At 72.3% G+C, this 23,984-nt stretch carries 23 protein-coding genes; 11 read left to right on the top strand and 12 right to left on the bottom strand.

Features of this window, described 5'->3' with window-relative positions; genetic code table 11:
- The first annotated feature begins 59 nt into the window (after window positions 1-59).
- Together ACGFIE_RS09955 and ctaD are read left to right on the top strand one after the other, a co-directional pair.
- Window positions 60-788, top strand: a complete 729-nt coding sequence (locus tag ACGFIE_RS09955) for an ATP-binding protein (protein WP_393292975.1) — start codon at window positions 60-62, stop codon at window positions 786-788.
- A 125-nt stretch (window positions 789-913) separates the two neighbouring features.
- Window positions 914-2,905, top strand: coding sequence for a cytochrome c oxidase subunit I (ctaD, locus tag ACGFIE_RS09960; protein ID WP_393292977.1), 1,992 nt, complete (start codon window positions 914-916; stop codon window positions 2,903-2,905).
- A 73-nt stretch (window positions 2,906-2,978) separates the two neighbouring features.
- On the opposite strand, the gene ACGFIE_RS09965 is transcribed toward ctaD, so the two are convergent.
- Entirely contained in the window at window positions 2,979-4,121 is a 1,143-nt protein-coding gene (locus tag ACGFIE_RS09965) for a SigB/SigF/SigG family RNA polymerase sigma factor (protein WP_393292980.1), read from the bottom strand.
- Between the two features lie 221 nt (window positions 4,122-4,342).
- Window positions 4,343-5,755: a hypothetical protein gene (locus ACGFIE_RS09970; RefSeq protein ID WP_393292982.1), complete on the bottom strand. Its 1,413-nt coding sequence runs from the start codon at window positions 5,753-5,755 to the stop codon at window positions 4,343-4,345.
- A 164-nt stretch (window positions 5,756-5,919) separates the two neighbouring features.
- Between ACGFIE_RS09970 and ACGFIE_RS09975 the strand changes: the two genes are divergently transcribed.
- Complete coding sequence (locus ACGFIE_RS09975; RefSeq protein ID WP_393292984.1) at window positions 5,920-6,207, top strand: CDGSH iron-sulfur domain-containing protein; 288 nt, start codon at window positions 5,920-5,922, stop codon at window positions 6,205-6,207.
- A 75-nt stretch (window positions 6,208-6,282) separates the two neighbouring features.
- Here the strand turns inward: ACGFIE_RS09975 and ACGFIE_RS09980 are convergent, their stop codons facing one another.
- The 3 genes from ACGFIE_RS09980 to ACGFIE_RS09990 are packed head-to-tail and all read right to left on the bottom strand — an operon-like array spanning window position 6,283 to window position 10,346.
- Window positions 6,283-7,425, bottom strand: a complete 1,143-nt coding sequence (locus ACGFIE_RS09980) for an iron-containing redox enzyme family protein (RefSeq protein WP_393292987.1) — start codon at window positions 7,423-7,425, stop codon at window positions 6,283-6,285.
- Window positions 7,426-7,474: 49 nt separating this feature from the next.
- Window positions 7,475-9,229 carry a thiamine pyrophosphate-binding protein gene (locus ACGFIE_RS09985; RefSeq protein ID WP_393292989.1) on the bottom strand — a complete coding sequence of 585 codons (1,755 nt, stop codon included), beginning with the start codon at window positions 9,227-9,229 and terminating at the stop codon, window positions 7,475-7,477.
- Complete coding sequence (locus ACGFIE_RS09990) at window positions 9,222-10,346, bottom strand: Vms1/Ankzf1 family peptidyl-tRNA hydrolase (protein WP_363685654.1); 1,125 nt, start codon at window positions 10,344-10,346, stop codon at window positions 9,222-9,224. The genes ACGFIE_RS09985 and ACGFIE_RS09990 overlap by 8 nt, the downstream gene beginning before the upstream one ends.
- A gap of 142 nt (window positions 10,347-10,488) precedes the next feature.
- Here ACGFIE_RS09990 and ACGFIE_RS09995 point away from each other — a divergent pair, with 142 nt between their 5' ends.
- Together ACGFIE_RS09995 and ACGFIE_RS10000 are read left to right on the top strand one after the other, a co-directional pair.
- Complete coding sequence (locus ACGFIE_RS09995) at window positions 10,489-11,037, top strand: hypothetical protein (RefSeq protein ID WP_363685755.1); 549 nt, start codon at window positions 10,489-10,491, stop codon at window positions 11,035-11,037.
- Between the two features lie 48 nt (window positions 11,038-11,085).
- Window positions 11,086-11,946 carry an alpha/beta fold hydrolase gene (locus tag ACGFIE_RS10000; RefSeq protein WP_393292992.1) on the top strand — a complete coding sequence of 287 codons (861 nt, stop codon included), beginning with the start codon at window positions 11,086-11,088 and terminating at the stop codon, window positions 11,944-11,946.
- Window positions 11,947-11,950: 4 nt separating this feature from the next.
- Here ACGFIE_RS10000 and ACGFIE_RS10005 read toward each other — a convergent pair whose 3' ends face one another.
- Window positions 11,951-12,289 (bottom strand): DUF3817 domain-containing protein, encoded by a 339-nt coding sequence (locus ACGFIE_RS10005; protein WP_393292994.1) that lies wholly within the window; start codon window positions 12,287-12,289, stop codon window positions 11,951-11,953.
- A 185-nt stretch (window positions 12,290-12,474) separates the two neighbouring features.
- Here ACGFIE_RS10005 and ACGFIE_RS10010 point away from each other — a divergent pair, with 185 nt between their 5' ends.
- Window positions 12,475-13,953, top strand: coding sequence for a glutamate--cysteine ligase (locus ACGFIE_RS10010; protein ID WP_363685650.1), 1,479 nt, complete (start codon window positions 12,475-12,477; stop codon window positions 13,951-13,953).
- Window positions 13,954-13,966: 13 nt separating this feature from the next.
- Here the strand turns inward: ACGFIE_RS10010 and ACGFIE_RS10015 are convergent, their stop codons facing one another.
- The 5 genes from ACGFIE_RS10015 to ACGFIE_RS10035 form a co-directional block, all read right to left on the bottom strand.
- Window positions 13,967-14,353: a DUF2267 domain-containing protein gene (locus tag ACGFIE_RS10015; protein ID WP_363685648.1), complete on the bottom strand. Its 387-nt coding sequence runs from the start codon at window positions 14,351-14,353 to the stop codon at window positions 13,967-13,969.
- A 145-nt stretch (window positions 14,354-14,498) separates the two neighbouring features.
- A complete protein-coding gene (locus tag ACGFIE_RS10020; protein ID WP_393292998.1) occupies window positions 14,499-15,059 on the bottom strand; it encodes a GNAT family N-acetyltransferase in 561 nt (186 codons plus the stop codon).
- Between the two features lie 51 nt (window positions 15,060-15,110).
- The gene (locus ACGFIE_RS10025) at window positions 15,111-16,283 is read right to left on the bottom strand and encodes a zinc-dependent alcohol dehydrogenase (protein ID WP_393293001.1); all 1,173 of its coding nucleotides are present in this window, start codon (window positions 16,281-16,283) and stop codon (window positions 15,111-15,113) included.
- A gap of 30 nt (window positions 16,284-16,313) precedes the next feature.
- Window positions 16,314-17,264, bottom strand: coding sequence for an SRPBCC family protein (locus ACGFIE_RS10030; protein ID WP_393293004.1), 951 nt, complete (start codon window positions 17,262-17,264; stop codon window positions 16,314-16,316).
- 152 nt (window positions 17,265-17,416) lie between these two features.
- On the bottom strand, window positions 17,417-17,923 hold the full coding sequence (locus ACGFIE_RS10035) for a DUF6584 family protein (protein WP_393293007.1): 507 nt from the start codon (window positions 17,921-17,923) through the stop codon (window positions 17,417-17,419).
- 126 nt (window positions 17,924-18,049) lie between these two features.
- Here ACGFIE_RS10035 and ACGFIE_RS10040 point away from each other — a divergent pair, with 126 nt between their 5' ends.
- The 4 genes from ACGFIE_RS10040 (at window position 18,050) to ACGFIE_RS10055 (ending at window position 22,327) form a co-directional block, all read left to right on the top strand.
- Window positions 18,050-18,622, top strand: a complete 573-nt coding sequence (locus ACGFIE_RS10040; RefSeq protein ID WP_393293010.1) for an RNA polymerase sigma factor — start codon at window positions 18,050-18,052, stop codon at window positions 18,620-18,622.
- Entirely contained in the window at window positions 18,609-19,805 is a 1,197-nt protein-coding gene (locus ACGFIE_RS10045; RefSeq protein WP_393293013.1) for a WD40/YVTN/BNR-like repeat-containing protein, read from the top strand. Before ACGFIE_RS10040 ends, ACGFIE_RS10045 begins: the two co-directional genes overlap by 14 nt.
- A gap of 102 nt (window positions 19,806-19,907) precedes the next feature.
- Entirely contained in the window at window positions 19,908-20,279 is a 372-nt protein-coding gene (locus ACGFIE_RS10050; protein ID WP_393293016.1) for an SCP2 sterol-binding domain-containing protein, read from the top strand.
- A 5-nt stretch (window positions 20,280-20,284) separates the two neighbouring features.
- On the top strand, window positions 20,285-22,327 hold the full coding sequence (locus ACGFIE_RS10055; protein ID WP_393293215.1) for a glycogen debranching N-terminal domain-containing protein: 2,043 nt from the start codon (window positions 20,285-20,287) through the stop codon (window positions 22,325-22,327).
- On the opposite strand, the gene ACGFIE_RS10060 is transcribed toward ACGFIE_RS10055, so the two are convergent.
- Entirely contained in the window at window positions 22,328-23,056 is a 729-nt protein-coding gene (locus ACGFIE_RS10060) for a helix-turn-helix domain-containing protein (RefSeq protein ID WP_393293019.1), read from the bottom strand.
- A gap of 239 nt (window positions 23,057-23,295) precedes the next feature.
- On the opposite strand from ACGFIE_RS10060, the gene ACGFIE_RS10065 reads away from it, so the two are divergent.
- On the top strand, window positions 23,296-23,961 hold the full coding sequence (locus ACGFIE_RS10065; protein WP_393293022.1) for a DUF4097 family beta strand repeat-containing protein: 666 nt from the start codon (window positions 23,296-23,298) through the stop codon (window positions 23,959-23,961).
- The last annotated feature ends 23 nt before the right edge of the window (window positions 23,962-23,984 follow it).

The raw sequence follows: 23,984 nt of genomic DNA on the forward strand, positions 1-23,984 counted from the left end.
GCGCGAGGGCTCGGGTAGTGGGCAGATCCCGAGCCGACCAGCGAATCGAGGGCCCGCCGATGACCAGCCGGATCACCTGCGAGGTGCGCGAGGCCGCACCGGTGGCGGTCGTCCGGCTCACCGGCGCCCTCGACCTGGGCACGATGCGCTCGGTGCACCATGCGCTGGACGGGGCCCTGGCCACGCAGCCGGAGGCGCTGGTGGTCGACCTCGCGCAGGTGACAGTGCGGGACCGGCTGGCGCTGTCGGTGTTCGCGGCGACGGCCCGCCGGGCCGAGGAGTGGCCGGCCGTGCCGGTGGTGCTGTGCGCGCCGCCGCCGGTCGCCGCGCGCTGGCTTGCCGAGTCGACGACGTGCCGGGTGGTGCCGGTGTCGCAGGACTGCGCGGAGGCGACCCGGATGGCCGGCGCGACAGGGACGCTGCGGATGCGGGCCCGGCTGGAGCCGGTGGCCGGGGCCTGCCGGCGAGCCCGGGAGCTGGTCGGCGAAGCCTGCGCCCGGTGGAACCTGCCCGTCGCGGCAGGCCCGGCCGCGCTGGTGCTCAGCGAGCTGGTCGGCAACGTGGTCCGACATGCGGGCACCCCCATGCAGGTGACGTTGACGCTGCGCCGGCCGTACCTGCACCTGGCCGTGGTGGACGGCAGTCAGGCCGCCGCCCAGCCCGCCGGTCTGGATCTGCGGGCCGAGGGTGGCCGTGGGCTGCTACTGGTCCGCGAGCTGGCGCAGCGGTGGGGCAGCGTGCCCGCGGGTCAGGGCAAGGCCGTCTGGGCGATGCTGCCGGCGACCTGAACACACGGGGCGACTTCAACCGGTACCGGCGATCTGACCGAAATTACCGCTTCAGCCTGGTTACATGGTGCGAGGGTCGGGTAGGCACGCCCGTCCTTTCTGCCGTAACGACGGGGTGAGCAGCCATGCCCAAGCGGGTAACCACGGAACCCGGTCGCGATCGGGGTCCGGCGATCCTGGCACCGGCCCGCTTCGGGGGCTTCCCCGGAGCCCTGCGGGCGCCGGTCCCCGGCAACTCCCTGATCAAGTTCCTCGGCACGACCGACCACAAACAGATCGGCCTGCTGTATCTGCTGACCTCCTTCGGGTTCTTCCTGCTGGCCGGTCTGCAGGCGATGGTGATGCGCGCCGAGCTGGCCCGACCGGGGATGCAGTTCCTCTCCTCGGAGCAGTACAACCAGCTCTTCACCTCACACGGCATCGTCATGCTGCTGTTCTTCGCCACGCCTGCGGCGTTCGGCTTCGCCAACTTCATCGTGCCGATCCAGATCGGCGCGCCGGACGTATCGTTCCCCCGGCTCAACGCGCTTGCCTACTGGCTGTACCTGTTCGGCGGGCTGATGGTGGTCGGCGGGTTCCTCGCGCCGGGCGGCTCGGCGGACTTCGGCTGGACCGCCTACCCCCCACTGAGCAGCGTCGAGAACAGCCCCGGCGTGGGCGCGAACATGTGGGTCGTCGGCCTGGTCGTCTCCGGGCTGGGGACCATCCTCGGCGCGGTCAACCTGATCACCACGATCCTCACCCTGCGCGCGCCCGGGATGACCATGTTCCGGATGCCGATCTTCACCTGGAACATGCTGTTCACCAGCCTCCTGGTGATCCTGGTGTTCCCGCTGCTGGCCGCCGCGCTGCTGGCCCTGGCGGCCGACCGGCTGATCAACGCGCACGTGTACGACGCCGCCACCGGCGGTCCGATGCTCTACCAGCACCTCTTCTGGTTCTTCGGCCATCCCGAGGTCTACATCATCGCGCTGCCGTTCTTCGGCATCATCACCGAGATCATCCCGGTCTTCTCCCGCAAGCCGCTGTTCGGCTACACCGGGATCGTGCTCGCCACGGTCGCGATCACGGTGCTCTCCATGACGGTCTGGGCGCACCACATGTTCGCCACCGGCCAGGTGCTGCTGCCGTTCTTCAGCATCCTGAGTTACCTGATCGCGGTGCCCACCGGCGTGAAGTTCTTCAACTGGATCGGCACCATGTGGAAGGGGCAGCTGACCTTCGAGACGCCGATGCTGTTCGCCATCGGCTTCCTGGTCACCTTCCTCTTCGGCGGCCTCACCGGGGTGCTGCTGGCCAGCCCGCCGGTCGACTTCCACGTGACCGACACGTACTTCGTGGTGGCGCACTTCCACTACGTGGTCTTCGGGACGGTGGTCTTCTCCCTGTTCGGCGGCTTCTACTTCTGGTGGCCGAAGATGACCGGGCGACTGCTCGACGAGCGGCTCGGCAAGGCGCACTTCTGGACCCTGTTCATCGGCTTCCACGGCACCTTCCTGGTGCACCACTGGCTGGGCAACGAGGGCATGCCGCGGCGGTACGCCGACTACCTGCCGAGCGACGGATTCACCACGCTCAACACCGTCTCCAGCATCTTCGCGTTCATCCTGGGCCTGTCCACGCTCTTCTTCATCTACAACGCCTGGAAGTCCTGGCGGTACGGGGCCATCGTCACGGTGGACGACCCGTGGGGCTTCGGCAACTCCCTCGAATGGGCGACCACCTGCCCGCCGCCGCTGCGCAACTTCGACAAGATGCCCCGCATCCGCTCGGAGCGCCCGGCGTTCGACCTGAAGTACGGCCCCCTCGTCGCCGACCTGGGCCGGGACCTGCCGCAGCGCACCACGAAGCCGCCGCAGCACTTCGGCGACGAGATACACATGGAGCACCACGCGCCGGAGTCACCCTCCGCCGAGGGCGCGCACGGCGCCCGGGACGCGGTCGCGTACCAGCCGGCGCCGGAGTCCGGCGCCCGTCCGGTCGACGTGCCGGAGCCCGAGGGCGTACGCCGGCCGAGCTTCGAGCAGAGCGACGCGCCGAAGGACGCCGAGGACGCGCCGAAGCCGCACGAACGCTGGCGGCACCCGCACAGCGACGGCGAAACCGAAGAACACTGACCTCCGGTACGCGCGAAAGGGCCGACACCCCGCGGGGTGTCGGCCCTTTCGTTACTCAGTCGTTCGTGTGCGGTCAGTCCCGGGCGGGCGCCAGGCCGGCGGCGGTGAGCGAGCGGCGCACCGCGGGCTGCACCCGGGTCAACCGCAGCGGCACGCCGGTACGCTCCGCCGCGTCCCGCCCCGCCATCAGCGCCGCGATCCCGCCGGCGTCGAAGCCACCCGCGCCGACCAGGTCGACGACGACCTCGCTCGGCTGGCCGTTGACGGCCTCCAGCATCGCGCGGCGCAGCTGGTCCGCACCGTCCCGGTCGATCTCACCGCCGACCTCGACGACGACCCCGTCGCCGTCCTGCCGTATCGAGATGCGGGTCTTGCCCGGGTCCGGTTCGGCGGCCCCGTTCTGCCACGGCGGCGGCGCGTCGGCGAGCATCGCCTGCCGCAGCCAGGTCAGCGCCCGCGACAGCAGTCGGGAGACGTGCATCTGCGAGATGCCGAACCGCGCGGCGATCTCCGCCTGGGTCTGGTTGCCGTAGAAACGCATGGCGAGGATGCGGCGTTCGCGCCACGGCAGCCGGTGCAGCAGGCCGCTCACCGTCACCCGGTCGTCGACCGATTCGAGGGCGTTGTCCGACTCGCCGACCAGGTCACCGAACTCCGCGGAGCTCTCCCCACCGACCGGCGCGTTCAGGGACGCCGGGCTGTACCCGGCCGCCGACTCCAGCGCCGCGAGGATCTCCTCCTGCGGCGTCTCCAGTCGGGCCGACAGCTCGGCCACCGACGGCGCCCGGGACAGCTCGCTGGTCAGCGCGGCGGTGGCCTGCCCCACCTCGAGGATCAGGTCGCGCAGCCGCCGGGGCACGTGCACGCCCCAGGTGCGGTCCCGGAAGTGCCGCTTGATCTCCCCGACGATGGTGATCGCCGCGTACGCGGTGAACGAACCCCGTTCCGGGTCGTACCTGTCGACGGCGTTGACCAGCCCGAGGCGGGCCACCTGCTCCAGGTCCTCCAGCGGCTCCCCCCGGCCCCGGTAGCGGCGGGCCAGTCGCCCGGCGAACGGCAGCGCGAAGCGCACCAGGTCGTCCCGGGCCTCCCCCCGCCGCTCCGGCGGCAGCCCCGCGATGCGGGCCGCGTACGCCAGCGCCGCCGCGTCCAGATCCTCCAGACCGCGCTCGGTGGGTGGTGGTGTGGTCGTGGTCGTGCTCGTCTGTCCGAACATCCGCGCCTCCCTCAGGAAGGTCCCCCGCCCGGATCGGGAAACCGGTCGTGCGCGTGGTCGAGCCACGCACCGGGCCGGAAAGTGGGTCAGTGACTGGGATGCCAGCGGGCGACAACGCATGTACGCGGCGCAATCAGGCCGTCGCAGCCAGCGATGTTCCCGCTCCGTAGGTACTCAATCACGGGACCCCGGGTTCGCGAGGAAGTTTCGGCGTCCTCCCCTCAGGAGACGAGCAACCCCTGGTGGCCGCCACTGTCGCGGAGCACCGACAGGGCCTCGACGGCCCCCAGCGGGGGCGGAACGGGCAGGTCGTACGGCTGGGCGCGCAGGACCTCGGTGGCCCGGCGCGTCGGCACGGACGTCACCGGATAACCCCGGGCGGAGGTCCGGTCCAGCGCCCGCCGCCGCCTGCCGAAGCCCGCGACGGCCAACCACTGCGGCAGCCCGGCCAGGGCGGGTGAGCGCATCCCGGGAGGTTCGGGCAGCACGTCCACCGAGCTGAACGCCTCGCTGCCGGCCAGCCACCACTCGGCCTCGTCGACAGTGCGCCGGGTGGCGTTCTCACACCAGTACGGCACCATCCCCGCCCGTACCACCTGCCACGGATCGAGCAGTCGGCCGCATTCCACCACCAACCGGTCACCGGTCTTGCCGGCGGCCCGCAGCCACCGCCGGTACAGGTCGGCCACACCCGCGCTCAGCGCCGCCGGCCGGGGCGTCAGCACCCGGTGCAAGGCGTGCCCGTGCCGGGTCGCGAAGCCCCGCGCCGCCAGTTCGAAGCCGGACTCCATGCCGTGCTCGGCGTCGCCGGACGGTACCGACACCTCCGGCGGCGCCCACCCGGCGGCGTCCCCGCCCATGGCGCGCAGGACCTGCCGCAGGGCGTGGCTGTCGGGGTGGAAGTCGACCGGGTCCAGCCCACTGGCCGGGCAGCCGACCTGGAAGCTGTGCCCCGGACCGCGCTCCGACACGGGCCAGGTGCGGGCGTCGCGTACCAGCAGCACCGGGGCGCCCGCGTCCAGCCGGTCGGTCAGGAACTGCGCGTACGCGGCCGGCAGTGCCCGCCAGCGGGCGACAAGCGACACGGTGACCCCGGTCAGCGATCCTCGGCTGGCCGGGCAGTGCACCTGACGCACGTGCACGTCGGGGTTGCCGACGAGCAGCCGCTCGGCGAGCGCGCCGCCGTGTTCGACAGCCGCGTCCGGGCGGTCCACGGCGCCGTCGCTCCAGTGGGCGGTCATCTCGAAGCCGGCGGGCAGCCACGGCACCCCGAGGGCCACCGCGAGGTGGGCCACCGCACCGTGCGGCGAACCGATGAGCACGCCCGGGTAGCTCCGGCGCGGGTACTGGTCGACGAACCAGCGGGCCACGCGTGCCGCATCCACCTCGCCGACCTGATCGACGGTGAGGGCGACCCGCCCGGCGGCTCGGCTCACCGCTGCGCGGCGTACCGGCTCGGGGGTGCCCGGAAACCGTGACGCGGGCCCGGTGTGCCCGAGGTCGGCGCAGTCCACGCCGCGCAGCGCCCGGGCGGTGGCGGCGACCAGCACCCGGGCGGGGCTGCCCTGGGCCACGACCCGGTCGCCGGCCAGACCGGCGCCGTCGGCCGTCAGCCCCTTGTGCACCTTGTGCACCGGGCCCACCTTGCCTCGTTCGCTCACCACGCGGCCCGGCTTCCCGTCCCGATGGGGTTCAAACGGGGCATCACCCACCCGGCGGCAACAATCCACAGGTCAGCGGCGTTCCGCGACGATCAGCCCCGGGCGGCGGGAGGGGGCCGGCGGGGACGATCCGACAGGTGGGGCACACGGCGTCCGCACGGGGTTTCGTCGCCGCGGGGGCGGGCACTTCCGGGCCCATGCACACCGAGGACACCGGCGAGTCCGCCGCCACGATCACCCCGTACGAGGATGGACCGCTGCTGGTCCGCGGCGACTTCTCCCTGGTCACCCCGGACGGCGAGCGGATCGACGCCCGCCGCGGCACGGTGGCGCTGTGCCGGTGTGGCAAGTCGGCGCTCAAGCCGTTCTGCGACGGCACCCACAAGGTGGTCAACTTCCGCGCGGGCACCGGCCGCGAGGCGTGACGCGACGGCGCCGCACCTCGTGACGCAGCCTCGTGAACGCACGAGCGCCCGGGTGCCGCGAGCCCGTGCAGGCCGTCAGACGACGACGGGCCGGGCAGCCGGCGGCGTCACAGCGGCGGACGCCGACACGGCGAGCGAGACGGTCGGCGGCACGGTCGGCGGCGCGGCCGGCGGCGCGGCCGGCGGCGCGGCCGGCGGCGCGGGTGACCGCAGTGAGCTGCGGCCGGCGGCCCAACTGTCCAGCAGGTGCGCCGCGAACAGCCGGTCCACCGCGAGTGCCGCCGCCGCGCCGAACAGCACGTCGGGGGCGAGTGCCGGCTCGGCACGGACCAGGCCGCCGCACAGGTCGTGCGCGGCGATCTGCTCGTGCACCGCGTCGGCCTCCACGTGCTCGTCGTAGAAGCGGGTGGCCACCTCGTCGAAGCCGAGCCGCCGCAGGCCGTTGCCGTAGCGGCGGTTGGGCAGGGACGAGGTCATCTCGAAGGCCGCCAGGTGCCCGAGCAGCGCGCCGCGCAGCCGTCGGTGCAGCCCGAACAGCGACATCAGGTTGTTTGTCGCCAGCGTCACGGCGGGCACCGCGTCCAGGTGGGCGCCGTAGCCGGTGTCCATGCCCAACCGGTCGAGGGTGCGGCGGAACAACTCGGCGTGCATCCGGTCCAGCCTGCCGTTGCCGTACTCGTCGGTCTGGATCTCGACGAGGGCGGCCTTGGCGGGACCGCCGAGACGGGGCAGCGCCCAACTGTGCGGGTCGGCCTCGCGGAGGTGGTAGACGGAGCGGTGGGCGACGAACTCGCGGAACTGGGTGAGGTCGGCGCGTCGCTGGAGCGTGGCGGCCAGCGGCGGCCCGTCGTCGGCCGCGACCAGGTCACCCAGCCCGGCCGCCACCCCGCCGGCCGGCACCGCCGGCGTGCCGACCAGCCGGCGCAGCGCCGCCTCGAAGGGACGCTCGGCGCGGACCCGCAGAGCCAGCAGCGTGGGCTGCCACTCCCAGTCCTCGTCCACCCCGTGCCAACCCCGATAGTGCAGCTCGTAGCAGAGGAACAGGGCCAGTTGCAGGTCCTCGTCGCTGAACGGGTCCGCCGGGTCGAGGTCGACGCCCAGGTCGGGCGGCAGGTCGTGCGGCTGTCGGCGCAGCGCGTCGGTCACCGCGGCGGACAGCGGACCGCGTGACCGCGGCAGGCGCGCGGGACCGTAGCGGCGGTCGGCGGGCTCCGGCATGTGACCTCCAGCGTCGTCGGGCCGCTACTGATGCCCTGATGGGGTACGCCTAAACGAGATCCTCGACGGCCACGGCCTGCTCCACCTGCTCGCGGACCCGCCGGGCGGGCTCCCCCTCGTCGTACAGGCCGCGCAGATCGGCGAAGGCCGGTTCCGGGGGCGCCAACGACACCGCCGGGTCGACGACCGCCTCCAGGACGCACGGGCGGTCCGCGGCGAGCGCCTCGTCCCAGGCGGCGCCGACCAGTTCCGGGCGGTCCACCCGGACACCGTGCAGCCCGAGCAGCCGGGCCCAGCCGGCGTACGGCACGTCCGGGCGACGGTGGGTGGGGTCGGACGACGGCTCCCGGCCACCGCCCATGCCGTTCTGGTCGCGGTTGTTGAGCACGAGCACCACCAACCGTGGGTCGGTCCACCGCTGCCAGTGGTGCGACACCGTGATCAGCTCGGCGAGGCCGTTGAGCTGCATGGCTCCGTCGCCGAGCAGCGCGATCACCGGCTGGTCGGGCGCGGCGAGCTTGGCGGCCACCGCGTACGGCAGGGCGCACCCCATCGAGCCGAGGGTGCCGCAGAGCTGCGCGTTCACCCCGGGTGGCAGGACGAGGTGGCGGGCGTACCAGTAGAGGACCGAGCCGACGTCGACCGCGACCGAGCCGCTCTGCGGCACCCGGGTGGAGAGTTCCTGGAGCACGAGCTGCGGGTTGATCGGTTCGGCCGGCGCGGCGGCCCGGTCGGCGGCGGTCGTACGCCACCTGTCGACAGCGCCCTCCACCGTGGCACGCCACTGCTGCTGAGGTCGGGAGGGCACCCGGGCCAGCAGCGCCCGCAGCGTCTCGGCGGCGTCACCGACAAGTGGCACGTCGGCCGGGTACCGGCTGCCGATGCGGGTGCCGTCGATGTCGATCTGCACGGTGCGGGCCTGGTCGGGCATCGGGAAGTAGTCGGTCCACGGGTCGTTGGTGCCGACCAGCAGCAGCGTGTCGCAGCCGCCCATCAGTTCGGCGGCGGCCGGCGTGCCGACCTCGCCGAGCACGCCCGTGTGGAAGGGCAGCCGCTCGTCGAGGACCGGCTTGCCCAGCAGTGACGTGGCCACCCCGGCACCGAGCCGGTCGGCCAGCTCGATGATCTCGGCGGCCGCGCCCCGGCCTCCCTGACCCACCAGGATCGCGGTGCGCTGGCCGTTGCCGAGCACCTGCGCGGCGGCGTCGAGGTCCGCCTCGTGCGGCAACACCCGGGCCAGCGGCTCGCCGGGGGTCGCCGTGATCACGCCGGCCGCGTACGTCCCCAGGTCGGGCACCAGCGCCTCCTGCAGGTGCCGCGGCAGCACCACGCAGGTCGGGCTGCGGGTCGCCGCTGCGGTGCGGAACGCCTGGTCCAGCAGCGCCGGTACGCTCTCCGGGCTGCGGCCGTACTGGACGAACTGGTTGCACACGTCGCCGAAGAGCCGGCTCAACCCGATCTGCTGGTGCGCGCCGCCCAGTGGGCCGGTGACGTCCTCGCCGACGATCGCCACGACCGGTTTGCTGTCCAGCTTCGCGTCGTACAGGCCGTTGAGCAGTTGCACCGCGCTGGGCCCCTGGGTGGCCAGGCAGACACCGATGCCGCCAGTGAACTTGGCGTGCCCGGTGGCCATGAACGAGGCGGTCTCCTCGTGCCGGGCCGGGACGAACGCCGGGTCGCCGCCGGAGCGGTCCAGCGCCTCGACAAGCGGGGCGATCGCCGCACCAGGGTAGCCGAAGGCGCGCGGGACCCGCCACGCCCGCAGCCGCTCCACCACCAGGTCCGCGACGCGACGCTCAACCATTGCCGCGCCCCGGGGTGCCCTCGTCGACGTAGCGCAGCACCGCGCCCACACCGTCGGTGAGCTGGGGCGCCTCGTCAGCGCCCAGCACGGTCAGCGCCGCGTCGGTGCCGACAAGCGCCCGCACCAGGGCCGCGTCGGCGCGTACCCGCTGCGGGTCGTTCACCGACATCGCGCTGAGCTGGGCCGGGTCGACGGCGATCTCGGTCGCCTCCGGGCCGATCCACAGCTCGCCGTTCGCCGACGGGTCGTCGACGATGAGCATGGTGTCGACCTGGTTGCGTTGCAGGGCGGAGACGACGGCGTCGAGGCCGGCGCCGACGTCCTCCTGCACGCCGAACCGGTCCAGCGCGGCGGTGATCCGCTGGTCGGCGACCTCCGCGATGGTCTGCACGGTGAGGTCGTCCAGCATGGTCTGGTCGGCGCCGCCGGCCCGGGACCCGGCGTCGGTACGCACCACCAGGTCCTGCCAGCGCTCCGGCATCTGGGCGGCGATCATCCCGGTGGCGCGGACGTCGCCGGCCACCACCACCACGTCCGCGCCGACCCTGTCGGCCAGCTCCACCGTCGCGGCGGTGACGTCGCCGGCGTTCTGGTGCCACGCCTCCATGGCGGCCCGCTGGTAGCGCGACTGGGACCAGCCGCCGGGCTGCACGCGGCGCAGCGGGAAGCTGTCCCGGCCGGCGACGTGCGCCCGTCGGGGCACCCCGCCCGCGCTGACCGCCATCGCGTCGCCGCCGGTGCGGTCGGCCACCACCCGGACCCAGGCCACCTGCTCGCCCCGCTGGGCGAGCAGCGGCATCACGTGCGGCAACGGGTCGAAACTGGCCAGGTCGCGCAGCGGCGGCGCGGACAGGTACTCGGAGAGCACCACCCGCCCGTGGCTGGCGAAGACGGCCAGGCCGTAGTCCCCGACCATCGGGTCGTGACCCCGGATCACCCGGTCCAGCGCGGCGATGCTCGCCTCGTCGGCGCCCTGTTCGGCAAGGCGACGTTCCAGGGCACGCCAGCGCAGGTCCAGTGCCGGGTGGGCGTCCTCCGTGTCGGCGGAGGCGTCCAGGTACACCGAGCACCACGGCCCGGGTCGGTCGTAGAGCGGGCGCAGGAAGGACAGCTGCATGCTCGACCCCTTTCCAGCTCGGCCCCCCGCTTACCCTGCTCGCCCGGGATGTCACCTCGTGGCCGTGAGCCCGTGACCAGGTTTCATTCACGTCGTTCAACCGGGGACATCGATACGATCAGTGAACACAAGCGGACTCTCGGTGGTGGGGATGGACAGCGGACTCGATACCCGACGGATCGTGCACCCGACGGAGCGGATCGTCACCGGGCGGCTGGTCCGCCTGCTCGACGGCTACACACGTGAGATACGCGTGGGCCAGCCGGTGCTGGTCGCGGTGCTCGCCGCGGCGGCGTTCGCCCGACTGCCGGCCCTGCTGCTGCGCGCGCTCTTCTCGTTCGGCGGCGGGGGCACGCGGCGGCGCTGGAAGGAGCTGAAGCAGGGCCCGGAGTATCTGGTGACCCCGGTCCGGCTGCGCAACTCCGCCGGTCAGCTCTGCGAGGTGGAGATGCACGGGCACCTGCCGCAGAGCGCCCTGCACCCGGCCGATCAGGTGCAGCTCACCCTGCGCCCGCAGCGCGACCCGGAGTTGCCGCCCCGCATCGAGCGGATCGTCAACCTCACCACCGGGCAGTTGCTCACCCCGCGTACCGCGACGCTCTGGTCGCACCTCGGCCCGCCGCTGCTGTTGCAGGCGGTGCTGGGCGCGCTGCTGCTCGCCGGCGTGGTGGCCTGCTCCACGCTCACCTGAGCCGCCGGCTGACGTTTCCCGGCCCGCCCCGGCGGGCACCGGCAGCGCATGTTTCCCGGATTCGCCCTGGACGAGATCGACGTCGGCCCGGTACGCCTACGGGTGCGCCACGGCGGCTCCGGTTCGCCCGTGGTGCTGCTGCACGGTCATCCCCGTACCCATGCGACCTGGCACCGGGTGGCGCCGCTGCTCGCCGAGCGGCACACGGTGATCTGCCCGGACCTGCGGGGGTACGGCGGTTCGACGAAGCCTGCGGAGACGGCCGACCACTCCGCGTACTCGAAGCGGGCGATGGCCCGCGACGTGGTCGCGCTGCTCGACGCGCTCGGCCACGAGCGCGCCGCGGTGGTCGGCCACGACCGCGGGTCGTACGCGGCGATGCGTACCGCCCTGGACCATCCGGAGCGGGTCAGTCGCCTCGGTGTGCTCGACGGGGTGCCGATCGGGGCGGCGCTGGCCACCTGTGACGCCCGGTTCGCCGCCCGCTGGTGGCACTGGTTCTTCCTGGGCCAGACCGACAAGCCGGCGGAACGGGTGATCAACGCGGACCCGGACGCCTGGTACGGCGGCTCCCCCGCCGAGATGGGCGAGGAGGCGTACGCGGACTACCACCGGGCCATCCACGACCCGGCGACGGTGCACGCGATGTGTGAGGACTACCGGGCTGGTCTGGGGCCGGACCGCGCGGCTGACGACGCCGACCGGGCGGCCGGGCGGAAGATCTCCTGCCCGGTGCTGTTCGTCTGGTCCGAGCGCGACGACATGGTGGAGTTGCACGGCGATCCGGCGGCGATCTGGCGCGAGTGGGCTGACGACGTGCGGGCCGCGTCTGTCGACTCGGGTCACCACATGGCGGAGGAGGCGCCGGAGGCCCTGGCGGCCGTGCTGGGCGACTTCCTGGCCGACTGAGCGCTCAGCCGACGGCGGCGGGCTCGCGGGTCGGGTGGCTGTCGACGCCGAGGATCCCCCGGCGGCGGGCCCAGCGCTCGAAGACCAGGGTGGCGAACGGCGGAACGGCGCAGGCCAGCGCCACGATGGTCACCGGCAGGCTCCACCGGCGCAGCCGGGCCACCGCGAGCACCAGCAGCCCGTACGCGACGAACAGACCGCCGTGGATCGGGCCGAAGATCTTGACGCCCAACTCGTTGTCCGGCGGACCGTACTTGACCGCCATTCCGACCAGCAGGGCCAGCCAGGAGCACGCCTCGGCGATCGCCGCCGCGACGAACAGCCGAGTCACCTTCTCGCGCATCCGGACGCCACCACCTCTCGGGCGGCAATGCTAACGGTGCCGACCGTTCGCGCCCCCACCGACCACGCGGCGTGCGACAGGGGTCACGGAGCTCGCTACTGGGTAGGAAAGAACCCTCGGGTCCTCCCCCGCCCGCCGGCCCCGTGCGAGGTTGGGGGGGTACCAGCGGTGACAGGGTGGTGACCATGGGCGAGGATGTCGGCGTTCGGACGTTCAGTCGGGAGGATCGGGCCCGGTACCGCGAGAAGGTGCGCAACTGCCTGGACGTCTTCGCCGAGATGTTGCGCGAGTCGCGGTTCGACATCGACCGTCCGATGACCGGCCTGGAGATCGAGCTGAATCTCGTCGACGAGGCATCGAACCCTGCGATGCGCAACGCCGACGTGCTGGCGGCCATCGAGGACCCGAGTTTCCAGACGGAGCTGGGCCAGTTCAACATCGAGATCAACGTGCCGCCGCGCCGGTTGACAGGCACCGGGACCGCCGGCTTCGAGGAGTACGTGCGGGCCAGCCTCAACGCCGCCGAGGAGAAGGCGCGGACGGTCGGCGCGCACATGGTCATGATCGGGATCCTGCCGACGCTGCGTCCCGAGCACCTGACCGCCGAGACGCTCTCGGCCAACCCGCGCTACAAGCTGCTCAACGAGCAGATCTTCGCGGCGCGGGGTGAGGACCTGCCGATCGCCATCAGCGGCGTGGAGCGCCTGGCGGTCACCGCCGACACCATCACCCCGGAGGCGGCCTGCACCAGCACCCAGTTCCACCTCCAGGTCAGCCCGGCGCAGTTCGCCGACTACTGGAACGCCGCACAGGCGGTCGCCGGCATCCAGGTGGCGTTGGGTGCGAACGCGCCGCTGTTCTTCGGCCGGGAACTGTGGCGCGAGACCCGCATCCCGCTGTTCCAGCAGGCCACCGACACCCGGTCGGAAGAAATCAAAGCCCAGGGTGTACGCCCCAGAGTCTGGTTCGGCGAGCGGTGGATCACCAGCGTGTTCGACCTGTTCGAGGAGAACGTCCGCTACTTCCCGGCGCTGCTGCCGGTGTGCGACCCGCAGGACCCGGCGCAGACCCTGGCGGCCGGCGAGGTGCCCAACCTCGCCGAGCTGCGGCTGCACAACGGCACGATCTACCGCTGGAACCGCCCCGTGTACGACGTGTCGCGCGGCCGGCCGCACCTGCGCGTGGAGAACCGGGTGCTGCCGGCCGGGCCGACAGTGCTGGACACCATCGCCAACGGCGCCTTCTACTTCGGGTTGGTCCGCGCCCTGGCCGAGTCGGACCGGCCACTGTGGTCACAGATGTCGTTCAGCGCGGCCGAGGAGAACTTCACCAGTTGCGCCCGGCACGGCATCGACGCGCAGGTCTTCTGGCCCGGCCTCGGTTATCTGCCGGTCACCGAGCTGGTGCTGCGCCGGCTGCTGCCGATGGCGCACCACGGCCTGGACCGGTGGGGCCTCGACCCGGTCGAGCGCGACAGGCTGCTCGGTGTCATCGAGCAGCGCTGCCTGACCAGTCGCAACGGCGCTACCTGGCAGGTGGAGACGCTGCACCGGTTGGAGTCCGCCGATCACCTGGACCGGCCGGAGGCGCTGCGCGAGGTGGTTCGGCACTATGTGGAGCTCATGCACAGCAACCGGCCGGTGCACGAGTGGCCGATCCCCTGACGCCAGGCCGCGGTCAGCCGCGCGGCGTGGGCACACCGAAGAGGTCGGTGATGCCGCCGGGGAGCTGGGCGAGCAGGTCGTGTCGCTGGTCGTCGTCGAGGGCCTCGGCGACGGTACGCAGCACCGCCTGAGCGTGTTGACGCACCTGGTCGGCGTTCGCGACCTGCTCCCGGTCGCCGACGTGCTTCAGGAAGTCGCCGATGTCCCACCGGCGGCCCTGCGGATTGCGGGTCACCGACCCGTTCAGTCGGTCCGGTAGCTGGGCCGCGAGGTGGTCGGCCTCCTGTCCGGCGAGCCGTTCGCCGAGCACCGACAGGACGGCCTGCACGGAACGTACGGCCTCGTTCTCCCCCAGGTCGGCGCGCTGCCGGACCGTGGCGATCATCTGCTCGTACTCCATGAACCGCTCCCTTCGTCTCCTCGACCGGCCGTGCGGCCTGCCGGGCGAACGGGGCGGTTTCCCCGGCTCGCCGGGCACAAACGGGGTGGCCGGAAAGCGGTGGCCGGGGACGACGGCGCGCAGGTGGCGGCAGACCGGCACGAAATCACCGGCGAGCGGGCGGCGGATCGTCGCGCAGCCGGCTGTAGAGATATCCGTCGCGCCAGGTGCCGGCCCGGAACTCGCAGGCCCGTACGACACCCTCCAGCTGGAAGCCGGCCTTCTCCAGCGCCCGCTGCTCGGCGGCGTTCTCCGGATGGGTGCCGGCCTGGATACGCTGCGCCGGGGTGTGGGTGAACAGGTAGTCGCAGAGCAGCGCCTGGGCTCGCCAGCCGATACCCCTCCCCCGCCACTCGGGGAGCAGCGCGATCCCGATGTCCCAGTACGACGCCGGGCCCGAGTACCGCCGGGACGTGTAGCTGACGATCCCGGCGGCCTGGTCCCGCTGCACCTCGACGACGAGCCGCCCGTCGTCGGCGCCCAGCCAACCGTCGACGGCGAAGCGCCGCGCCGGTGCGCCCGGGTCACGAAAGCCCGCCCAGTCGAGGCCGATCAGCCCGGGCTCGACGCAGAACCGCCGCAGCATCGCCAGGTCGGGTTCGCCCACGGGCCGCAGCCGGACGGTGGGGTCGTCAGTGGTCGTTGTCGGCGTGTGAGCACTCTCCATCGACGACACGCTAGCCGCAGATGCCGGTGCGTGGGGGGGGTCGCCTGTCGCTCAGACCTTCAGCAGCACCTTCGTGCAGTCGTCCTGCTTCTTCTGGAAGATCTTGTAGCCCTTCGGGGCGTCCCGCAGCGGCAGGCGGTGGCTGACGATGAAGCTCGGGTCGATCTCGCCGCGCCGGATGCGCTCCAGCAGGGGCCGGGTGTAGCGCTGCACGTGGCACTGGCCGGTCCGCATGATCAGCGACCGGTTCATGAACGCGCCCATCGGGAACTTGTCGACGACACCCCCGTACGCGCCGATGACCGACACCACCCCGCCGGAGCGGCAGGCCAGGATCGCCTCCCGCAGCGCGAACGGCCGTTCCGTCTCGGTCCGCGTGGCCTGTTTGGCCCGGTCGTACGCGTACAGGGCCGTGTTGCCGTGGTGGCCCTCCAGGCCGACCGCGTCGATGCACGCGTCCGGTCCGCGGCCTGCGGTCATCTCGTTGAGGGTGTCCAGCACGTCGGCCTCGTCGTAGTTGATCGTCTCGGCGCCGGCGTGCTCCTCGGCGAGCCGCAGCCGGTACGGGAACCGGTCGATGACGATCACCCGCTCCGCGCCGAGCAGCCGGGCGCTGGCGGCGGCGAGCAACCCGACCGGCCCCGCGCCCCAGACCGCGATGACCTGCCCCGGTTTGATGTCACACATCTCGGCGCCCATGTAGCCGGTCGGGAAGACGTCGGCGAGCAGGACCGCCTGGTCGTCGGGGACGTCGTCGGGCACCTTGAGCGGGCCGACGTCGGCGAACGGCACCCGGGCGTACTCGGCCTGGCCGCCCGCGTACCCGCCGAGCAGGTGGGAGTAGCCGAAGATGCCGGCCGGCGAGTGGCCCATGACCTTCTCGGCGATCCCGGCGTTGGGGTTGGAGTTCTCGCACACCGAGTACAGGCCGCGCTGGCAGGAGGAGCAGTGTCCGCAGGCGATCGGGAACGGCACCACCACCCGGTCGCCGGGTTTGAGGTTGCGCACCTGCGGGCCCACCTCCACCACCTCGCCCATGAACTCGTGGCCGAGGATGTCTCCCTTGCGCATCGCGGGGATGTAGCCGTGGTAGAGGTGCAGGTCGGAGCCGCAGATCGCGGTGGTGCTGATCTTCACGATCGCATCGCGGGCGTTCATGATCGTCGGATCGGGCACATCGATCACCTTGACGCGGTCGGTGCCCATCCAGGCGGTTGCCTTCATCTGCGGGATCCCTCTCGACGGCGTGGGTGGTCAGCGACGGGACGCCGGCAGCGGCTGCGCGGGCCGCTGCATGGCCTGCTGGCGTACGGAGATGCCGTTCGGGCTGCCCTCGGAGCGGACCACCTCGCCGGCCTCCAGCACCTGTTTGAACCGGCGCAGGTCGTCGCGGACCTGCTGCTCGGGCTCCTCGCCGAAGAGCTTCGCCACCGCCCGGCCGAGCGCGCCGGCCGGCGGCGCGTAGCGCAGGCGCACCCGCACCTCGGTGCCCCGGTCGCCCGGCGCGGGCACGAACTGGACCCGCCCGGCGTTTGCCACCCGGGTGCCCGGCAACGAGCGCCAGGTGATCGACCTGTTCGGCTGGTCGTCGATGATCTCGGCGTCCCACTCGACGTGGCGTCCGGCCGGGCCGCGCGCGACCCAGTGGGAGCGACGCAGGTCGTCAGCGCGTACCGACTCCAGGTGCGCCATGAACTTCGGCAGGTTCTCCATGTCGCGCCAGAACCGGTACGCCTCGGCGGGCGAACGGTTCACCGTCACCGCGATCTCCATCCGGATCACCCGGGCGCGGGCCCGTCGGGCGCGACCGGCGGCGATGGCGACGGCCGTGTCCAGGGCGGTGATGCCGGCGATCGCGGCGGTCGTCAGCGCCGCGCGCCGCCGTCGTTCACCCCGACGGTCGGCCATGGCTCGGCCCAGCAGGGTGAGGTCGAGCGCGTCACCTGCCACCCGCGTCCACGCCCAGCCGGCGGGGCGACGGCCGGTGAGCAGGCCGACGGCGTGCACCAGCTCGCGTACGCCGACGGCCGGAATGACCGCCTGCGCCGCCGGGGAGTCGTCCACGCCGGTCAGTCGCGCGAGGGATCGGGGCGCGGCCAGGGCGCCCACGCCCAGGGCCAGGCTCACCAGGCCCAGCGCCCTCGGCAGGGCCGCCGGCACCGGCCCGTCCAGCTCGGGCAGGAGCACCGTGTCGACTCGATCCATGTCCGGTCCCTTCCGCGGGGCCGTGGCCACCGACGCGCGGCGCATCGGCGGTGGATCCGCCTTCGTGACGCTATGCGGTACGCCCACCCCACGAGACCGATTCGGGACAGAACGCACCACCCGCCGTTCGCGGCGCGTACCCCCGGGTCGTTCTACAGCGCCCAGCGGACCACTGTGATCAGGCCGACGACGGTGAGCGCCGCGAGGACCAGACCACTCAGCGCCGTGACCAGGCAGCCACGCGCCTCCCGCCACGAGGTGGGCGCTCCCGCCAGGGGTCCGTCCTCGGTCCAGGCGACCACGAAGGGGCCTTGCCGCTCGATCTGCCGGACCAGGCGGGCGAGCCGCGCGCCCGCGACCGGCCCGAGCCGGTCGGTGGGGTCGTCGATCATCCTCAGTGCGCGCAGACGTTGCCATGCCTGCGGGTAGGACCTCTCGAACGCGGCGATCTCCTGCGCGCTGGCGTCCTCTTCGAGGAACCCCCACCGCCCGGCCTCGGCCGGGTTGCCGACCTGCCGGTACAGCGCGGCACGCCGGGAGCGCAGCTCCAGGTCGTCGGGGTACGCGGCGTTCAGGCTCGCCAGGCGCTGCATCGCGGGGTGGACGTGCCCACGCCGCAGGTCGTCCTCGACCTTTGCCAGTACGTGCTCCCGCGCCATGGTCGACATTGTGAGCGGTACGCGGGCCGCGCCGACACTCGAATTCGGCCGAGCCCCATATTCTGACCGGCCACCGGAACCTTCTCCCCGGCCCGTTGGTGGGAGTGGTGGAGAGGGGAGGTGACGGTGTCCGAGGGCGATCTGATCTCCGAGCTCTACGCCGGCTGTTTCCGGCGGCTGGTGGTCCAGCTGTACGCGGTGACCGGCGACCTGAGTGAGGCGCAGGAAGCGGTCCAGGAGGCGTTCACCCGGGCACTCGTGTCGCCTCGGCGCTTTGCCGGGCTGGAGAACCCGGAGGCGTGGCTGCGTCGCGTGGCGGTGAACTGGGCCCGCAGCCGCTACCGACGCCGCCGGGTGCTCGACGGGCTGCTGCGCCGGATCGGCCCACCACCGGCCGTCGCCGACCATTCGCCGGAGCACCTCGCCCTGCTCGCCGCGCTGCGGATGCTGCCGGAGGGGCAGCGGCACGCACTGGCCCTGCACTACCTCGTAGACCTGCCGGTGGACGAGGTCGCCGCCACGCTGGGCGTCTCGGCCGGGACTGTGAAATCCCGGCTGTCCCGGGGCCGGCAGGCCCTGGCCACGCTGCTCACGGAGCCCGCCAGCGGCGACCGCGGCACCAACACCAGCACCAGCACCAGCACCAGCACCAGCACCACCGACGTTACGGAAACCGGGAGGATCGATGTCCGGTCGTGAGTTCTCCGGGTTCGACGTCGACGCCGTCGCCGTCGCTGTCCGCCAACCACCGATCGAGGAGCTGCGGTCCTCGGCCCGATCCCGTCGACACCGCTCCGTCGCGACGGTGGCGGCCGCGCTGCTCGTCCTGGCGGGTCTGACGGTCGTACCGCTGACTGTCGGGCGCGACCGCGCCGAACCGGCGGACCCGACCCGGCCGTCGCCCACGCATTCCGGCGACTTCACGCTGACCGGCCCCGACGCCGGGGTGGACGTGTGGACGGACGGCTGCGTCCTGCGTTTCGCCTACACCGGCGACCGCGGCCGGAGCTGGTCGGACTGGGACGCGGCCCGGTTTGAGGGCACCAGATGCGCGGGCGACACCACAGGGGCGCCGAAAATCCTGAATGCGTCGGTGCTCAGTGAGCGGTCCTACCTGGTACGCGACGCGGGGCAGCAGCACCTCTCCACGGACTACGGGCGGACCTGGCAGGACGGGGACGCCGCGATAGTGGCCGTTCCGTCGTTTCCGGCGACGGCCCGACCGGTCTTCTGCGGCTTCACCTGCGGGGCGGTGCGGGAGCCGCTGGCGGTGGATCCGTCGAGCGGGACCGTCTACCGGCTATCCGGTACGGCGCCATCGTGGCGTCCGTTGGTCAGCCTCTACCCGGCCGCGGACGGCAGCATCTGGGCGGCCTACCAGTTGGAGGGCGCCTCCGGGTCGACGGTCGCCCGCAGCGCCGATCGGGGTGCGACCTGGACCACCTGGCAGGTCGGGGGCGACGCGACCCTCGTGGCGGTGGTCGGGCTCGACCAGCGCCAGGGTTACGTGCTGACCAGGACGGCGGGCGGCAGGATCCGGCTGTTGCGGACCACCGACGGCGCGAAGACCTGGAGGGACACCGACGCCGACCTGCCGGCGCAGCCCCACTGGGACCTCACTGTCGGTTCCGACGGATCCCTGTTGGCGATCACCGCGGGCGGAGGCACGGCGTCCGACCGCACGGCGCGACTGCTGGTCAGCCGGGACGCCGGGCGGACCTTCCTGGTCGCCCGGGAGTACGGCCCAATCGTCGGGTCGGTCTGCGTCGCCCCCGGGTACGCCTGGCTCTTCGGCCGTGCCGTCGGATCGGCCGGCGAGCCTGACCACCTGCTGCTCACCACTGACGCGACCACCTGGGCCCGCTTCACGCTCGCGCCGTGACGGGCCGGATGCCCGGTGGCGACGGAAGCCTTTCCGAGCGAGGAATGGAGTGTCGCCGACCGGGTAACCGCATGCGCTCCTACCAGCGGCTGGGGAGGTCGGATGACGGCGACCAGTGACTTCTTCTCGCGACTGGCCGCTGCCTGCCAGGATCCGCGTTTCAGCAAGGTGTGTGGGAGCGTGCGCTTCGACATCGGCGACGGGGACGACCTGGAGCAGTGGCTTCTGATCATCGACCACGGCCGCATGGAGGTGACGAGGAGCCCCGATCACGCGGACACGGTCATCAGGGTGTCCGTGCCTGTCGCGGACGCGATGGCGCGGGGTGAGGTGAACGGGCTGGCGGCGATCACCCGCGGCGAGATCCTGGTCGACGGTGACCTCGGCCTGGCGTTGCGGCTCGGTCGGCTGTTTCCCCGCGCGAACAGCGGCGGGGGGCAGAGCGAACAGCCGACGCCGAGCGGCACGTCGTGAGGGACATCCCGGGCACCGTGTCGTGTATCGACGGGAACACGTTCATCGTGTCGGACGCCAGTGGCGACGTGGAGTCCTCGCCGGCGACTCCGGTCGGGCTGTTCGCCGCCGACACGCGTTTCCTGTCCCGCTGGGTGCTCACCGTCAACGGTGAGCGCATGGCCGCCCTGTCGGTGGATGACAGCCAGTACTACGAGGTCACGTTCTTCGTGGCGCCGGGCGGGGCCGTCGACTACGTCGAGGCGGACGTGTCCGGCATCCGGCGGCGACGCATCGGTCCGGACCTGACCGAGTCGCTGACGCTCTTCAACTACGGCCAGGGGGTTGTCGACCTGGACGTACGCCTGGAGGTGGCGGCCGACTTCGCCGACATCTTCGAGATCAAGTTCGACATCCACGACAAGGCCGGCACCGGCTACACCCGGGTCGACGGGGGCGAGTTGCGGTTGGGCTACCGGCGCGGCACGTACCGCCGGGAGGTCGTCGTGTCGGCGAGCGAGAAGGCCACCATCGACCCGGGCGGCCTCCGGTTCGCGGTGCGCCTGGAGCCCGGGCACCAGTGGACCACGCAGTTGCAGGCCTCCATGCGGACGCTGCGCCCGGACGGCGTCGACCTGCGTGACGCCCTGCGGGCGCAGCGGCCGGACGACTCGACCCTGCCGGACAGCGTGCGGGAGTGGGTCGCACAGGCCCCGACGTTGGACACCGAGAGCGCGGCGCTGCAGCAGGTGTACCACCGCAGCCTGGTGGACCTGGCGGCGCTGCGCTTCGCGCCGCTCTCGCTCGGCGGCGCGACCGTACCGGCGGCCGGGTTGCCCTGGTTCATGACCCTGTTCGGCCGCGACAGCCTGCTGACCTGCCTGCAGACCCTGCCCGTCACACCGTCGTTGGCCCCGCCGACCCTGCGGATCCTCGCGTCGTTGCAGGGCGCCCGGACCGACGACGTCCTGGAGGAGGATCCCGGCCGGATCCTGCACGAGCTGCGCTACGGGGAGTCGGCCGCGTTCGAGGAGCAGCCCCACTCCCCCTACTACGGCACGGTCGACGCGTCGCCGCTGTTCGTGGTGCTGCTCGACGAGTACGAGCGGTGGAGCGGCGACACCGCGCTGGTGGTGGAGTTGGAGCAGGAGGCTCGCGCGGCACTGACCTGGATCGACACGTACGCCGACCTGACGTCGACAGGCTACGTCTGGTACCAGAAACGCAACCGCGCCACCGGGCTGGACAACCAGTGCTGGAAGGACTCCTGGGACAGCATCTCCTACGCCGACGGCCGGTTGCCCGGGTTCCCGAGGGCCACCTGCGAGACGCAGGGGTACGCCTACGACGCCAAGATCCGTGGGGCGCGGATGGCGCGCGCCTTCTGGGGTGACCCGGACTACGCCGACCGGCTGGAACGCGAGGCGGCGGCGCTGTACGACCGCTTCAACCGCGATTTCTGGCTCGACGAGCAGGGCTACTACGCCCTCGCGCTCGACCACGACGGGACTCCGGTCGACAGCCTCTCCTCCAACATCGGGCACCTGCTGTGGAGCGGCATCGTGCCACCGGAGCGGGCGACGCGGGTGGTCGAACATCTGATGGGTCCGGCGCTGTTCTCCGGCTGGGGGGTGCGGACCTTCGCCGAGGGGCAGGGCCGCTACAACCCGCTCGGGTATCACAACGGCACGGTCTGGCCGTTCGACAACTCGTTCATCGCCTGGGGTCTGCGTCGCTACGGGTTCGCCACCGAGGCGGGTCGCATCGCGGAGAGCATCCTCTCGGCCGCGACCTACTTCCAGGGTCGGCTGCCCGAGGCGTTCGGAGGGTTCGACCGCGGCACCACCCGGTACCCGGTGCGGTACCCGACCGCCGGCAGCCCGCAGGCGTGGTCCAGCGGAGCGCCCATGCTGCTGCTGCGCACGATGCTCGGCATCGACCCGCACGACGACCACCTCGCCGTGAATCCCGCGTTGCCGTCCGCCTTCGCCCGGGTGGCGCTGCTGGACATCCCCGGCCGGTGGGGCCGGGTCGACGCGTTCGCCCGGCATCGCACCGAGCAGCGCTGATCAGCCGGTGGGGCCGGCCTCCAGCCTCGCGTGCAGGACCTCGCGGGCCTGTTCGGCGGCGCGGGTGATGCTCTCGCTCATGAAGTCCAGGAATCGGGCGATGTTCTCCAGGCGGGCGCCGGCGGGTGTGTGCGGGCCGAGGACGGCGGCGCCCTGGCGTGCCGTCTCGACGACCCGGTCGTTGGCGCGGGCGCTGGCGATCGTCGCCTGGTAGAAGAGCTCGTTGTCGACGACGTAGCGGTCGCGGCGGCGCTCGTCGCGCTCGCGGCGCACCAGGGTCTGGCTCTCCAGGAAGGCGACCGACTTGGAGATGGACGCCGGGCTGACCTGGAGGCGCTGGGCGAGCTCCGACGCGGTGAGGCTGCCCGTGTCGGTGGTGAACAGGCAGGTAAGCACGCGGGCCGACATCTTGTTGAGGCCCGAGGCCATGAGGACTGTCGTGAACGTCTCCGCGTACTCGGCGACGGCCTCGGCGTCCCGGCCGTGCGGCTGCGGGGCCGACTCGGCCGCGCGGGTGGAGGCGGGCGCGCGTCGGCGGGCGCGACGTTCGGTGGCGCGGTGGGCCAGGTCGGCACGGTACGCGTTCGGGCCGCCGTTGCGCAGCACCTCACGGGTGACCGTCGACGTCGGACGGTCGAGCCGCCGGGCGATCTCGGCGTAGGGAAGGCTGTCGGCCAGCCCCAGCGCGATCTGCTGGCGTTCCTGCTGGGTGAGTCTGCCTCCCGGCATCGCGATCTCCTCCGTGGTGGTTGTCGTAGCGGCCCGCGCGCTCCCACCATAGCGTTCACCGGCATCCGATTGCAATGGTCGCCACCCGTTGCGTTGCGTTATCCGATAAACCATTGCAACAGTTTTAGGCCCTCTAGCTAGGCATACGTTCTTTCTTCGCAACGAACTTGTTGCTGTGATGTGGAAAGCAACGTAGCGTTTCGCATATCAGAAACACCGAACGAGCACCGGAGCACACCATGCAGAGCTTTCCGACCCCCGCCCCCATCTCCGCCGTCCTTGACCTCCCCGCCGGTCGCGTCCAGGTCATCGCCGCCGACCGCGCGGACACCACAGTCGAGGTCCGGCCCACCGATCCCGGCCGGGACCGCGACACCCGGGCCGCGGAGAAGACCACCATCGCGTACGCCGACGGCGTTCTGCGGGTCACGGCCGCGCCTCCCACCAACCGGCTCGTGGGCCCCTCCGGCTCGGTGGAGGTGACCGTGCGACTGCCCGCCGACTCCCGCGTCGAGGTTCGGGCCGCCAGCGCCGAGCTGCGCGGCGTCGGACGCCTCGGCGACGTCACAGTCGACGGCGCGTACCGCCACATCAAGATCGACGAGGCCGCGAGCGTCCGTCTCACCGCGATCGACGGCGACGTCGAGGTCGGTCGGCTCAACGGCCCGGCCGAGATCAGCACGACGCGGGGCGACATCCACGTCGCCGAGGCCTGGCGCGGCACGGTCGTGCTGCGTACCCAGTCCGGCGACATCTCGGTCGCCGCCGCCGGCGGCGTCTCGGCCGCCCTGGACGCCGGCACCGGTCACGGCCGCGTCCGCAACGCCCTCACCAACACCGGCAACGCCGACCTCGACATCCACGCCACCACCGCGCACGGCGACATCACCGCCCGCAGCCTCTGAACCCCCAACCCCTCAGGAGTACG

This window comes from Micromonospora sp. NPDC049275 (assembly GCF_043197115.1).
In the GTDB taxonomy this organism is placed as follows: Bacteria; Actinomycetota; Actinomycetes; order Mycobacteriales; family Micromonosporaceae; genus Micromonospora.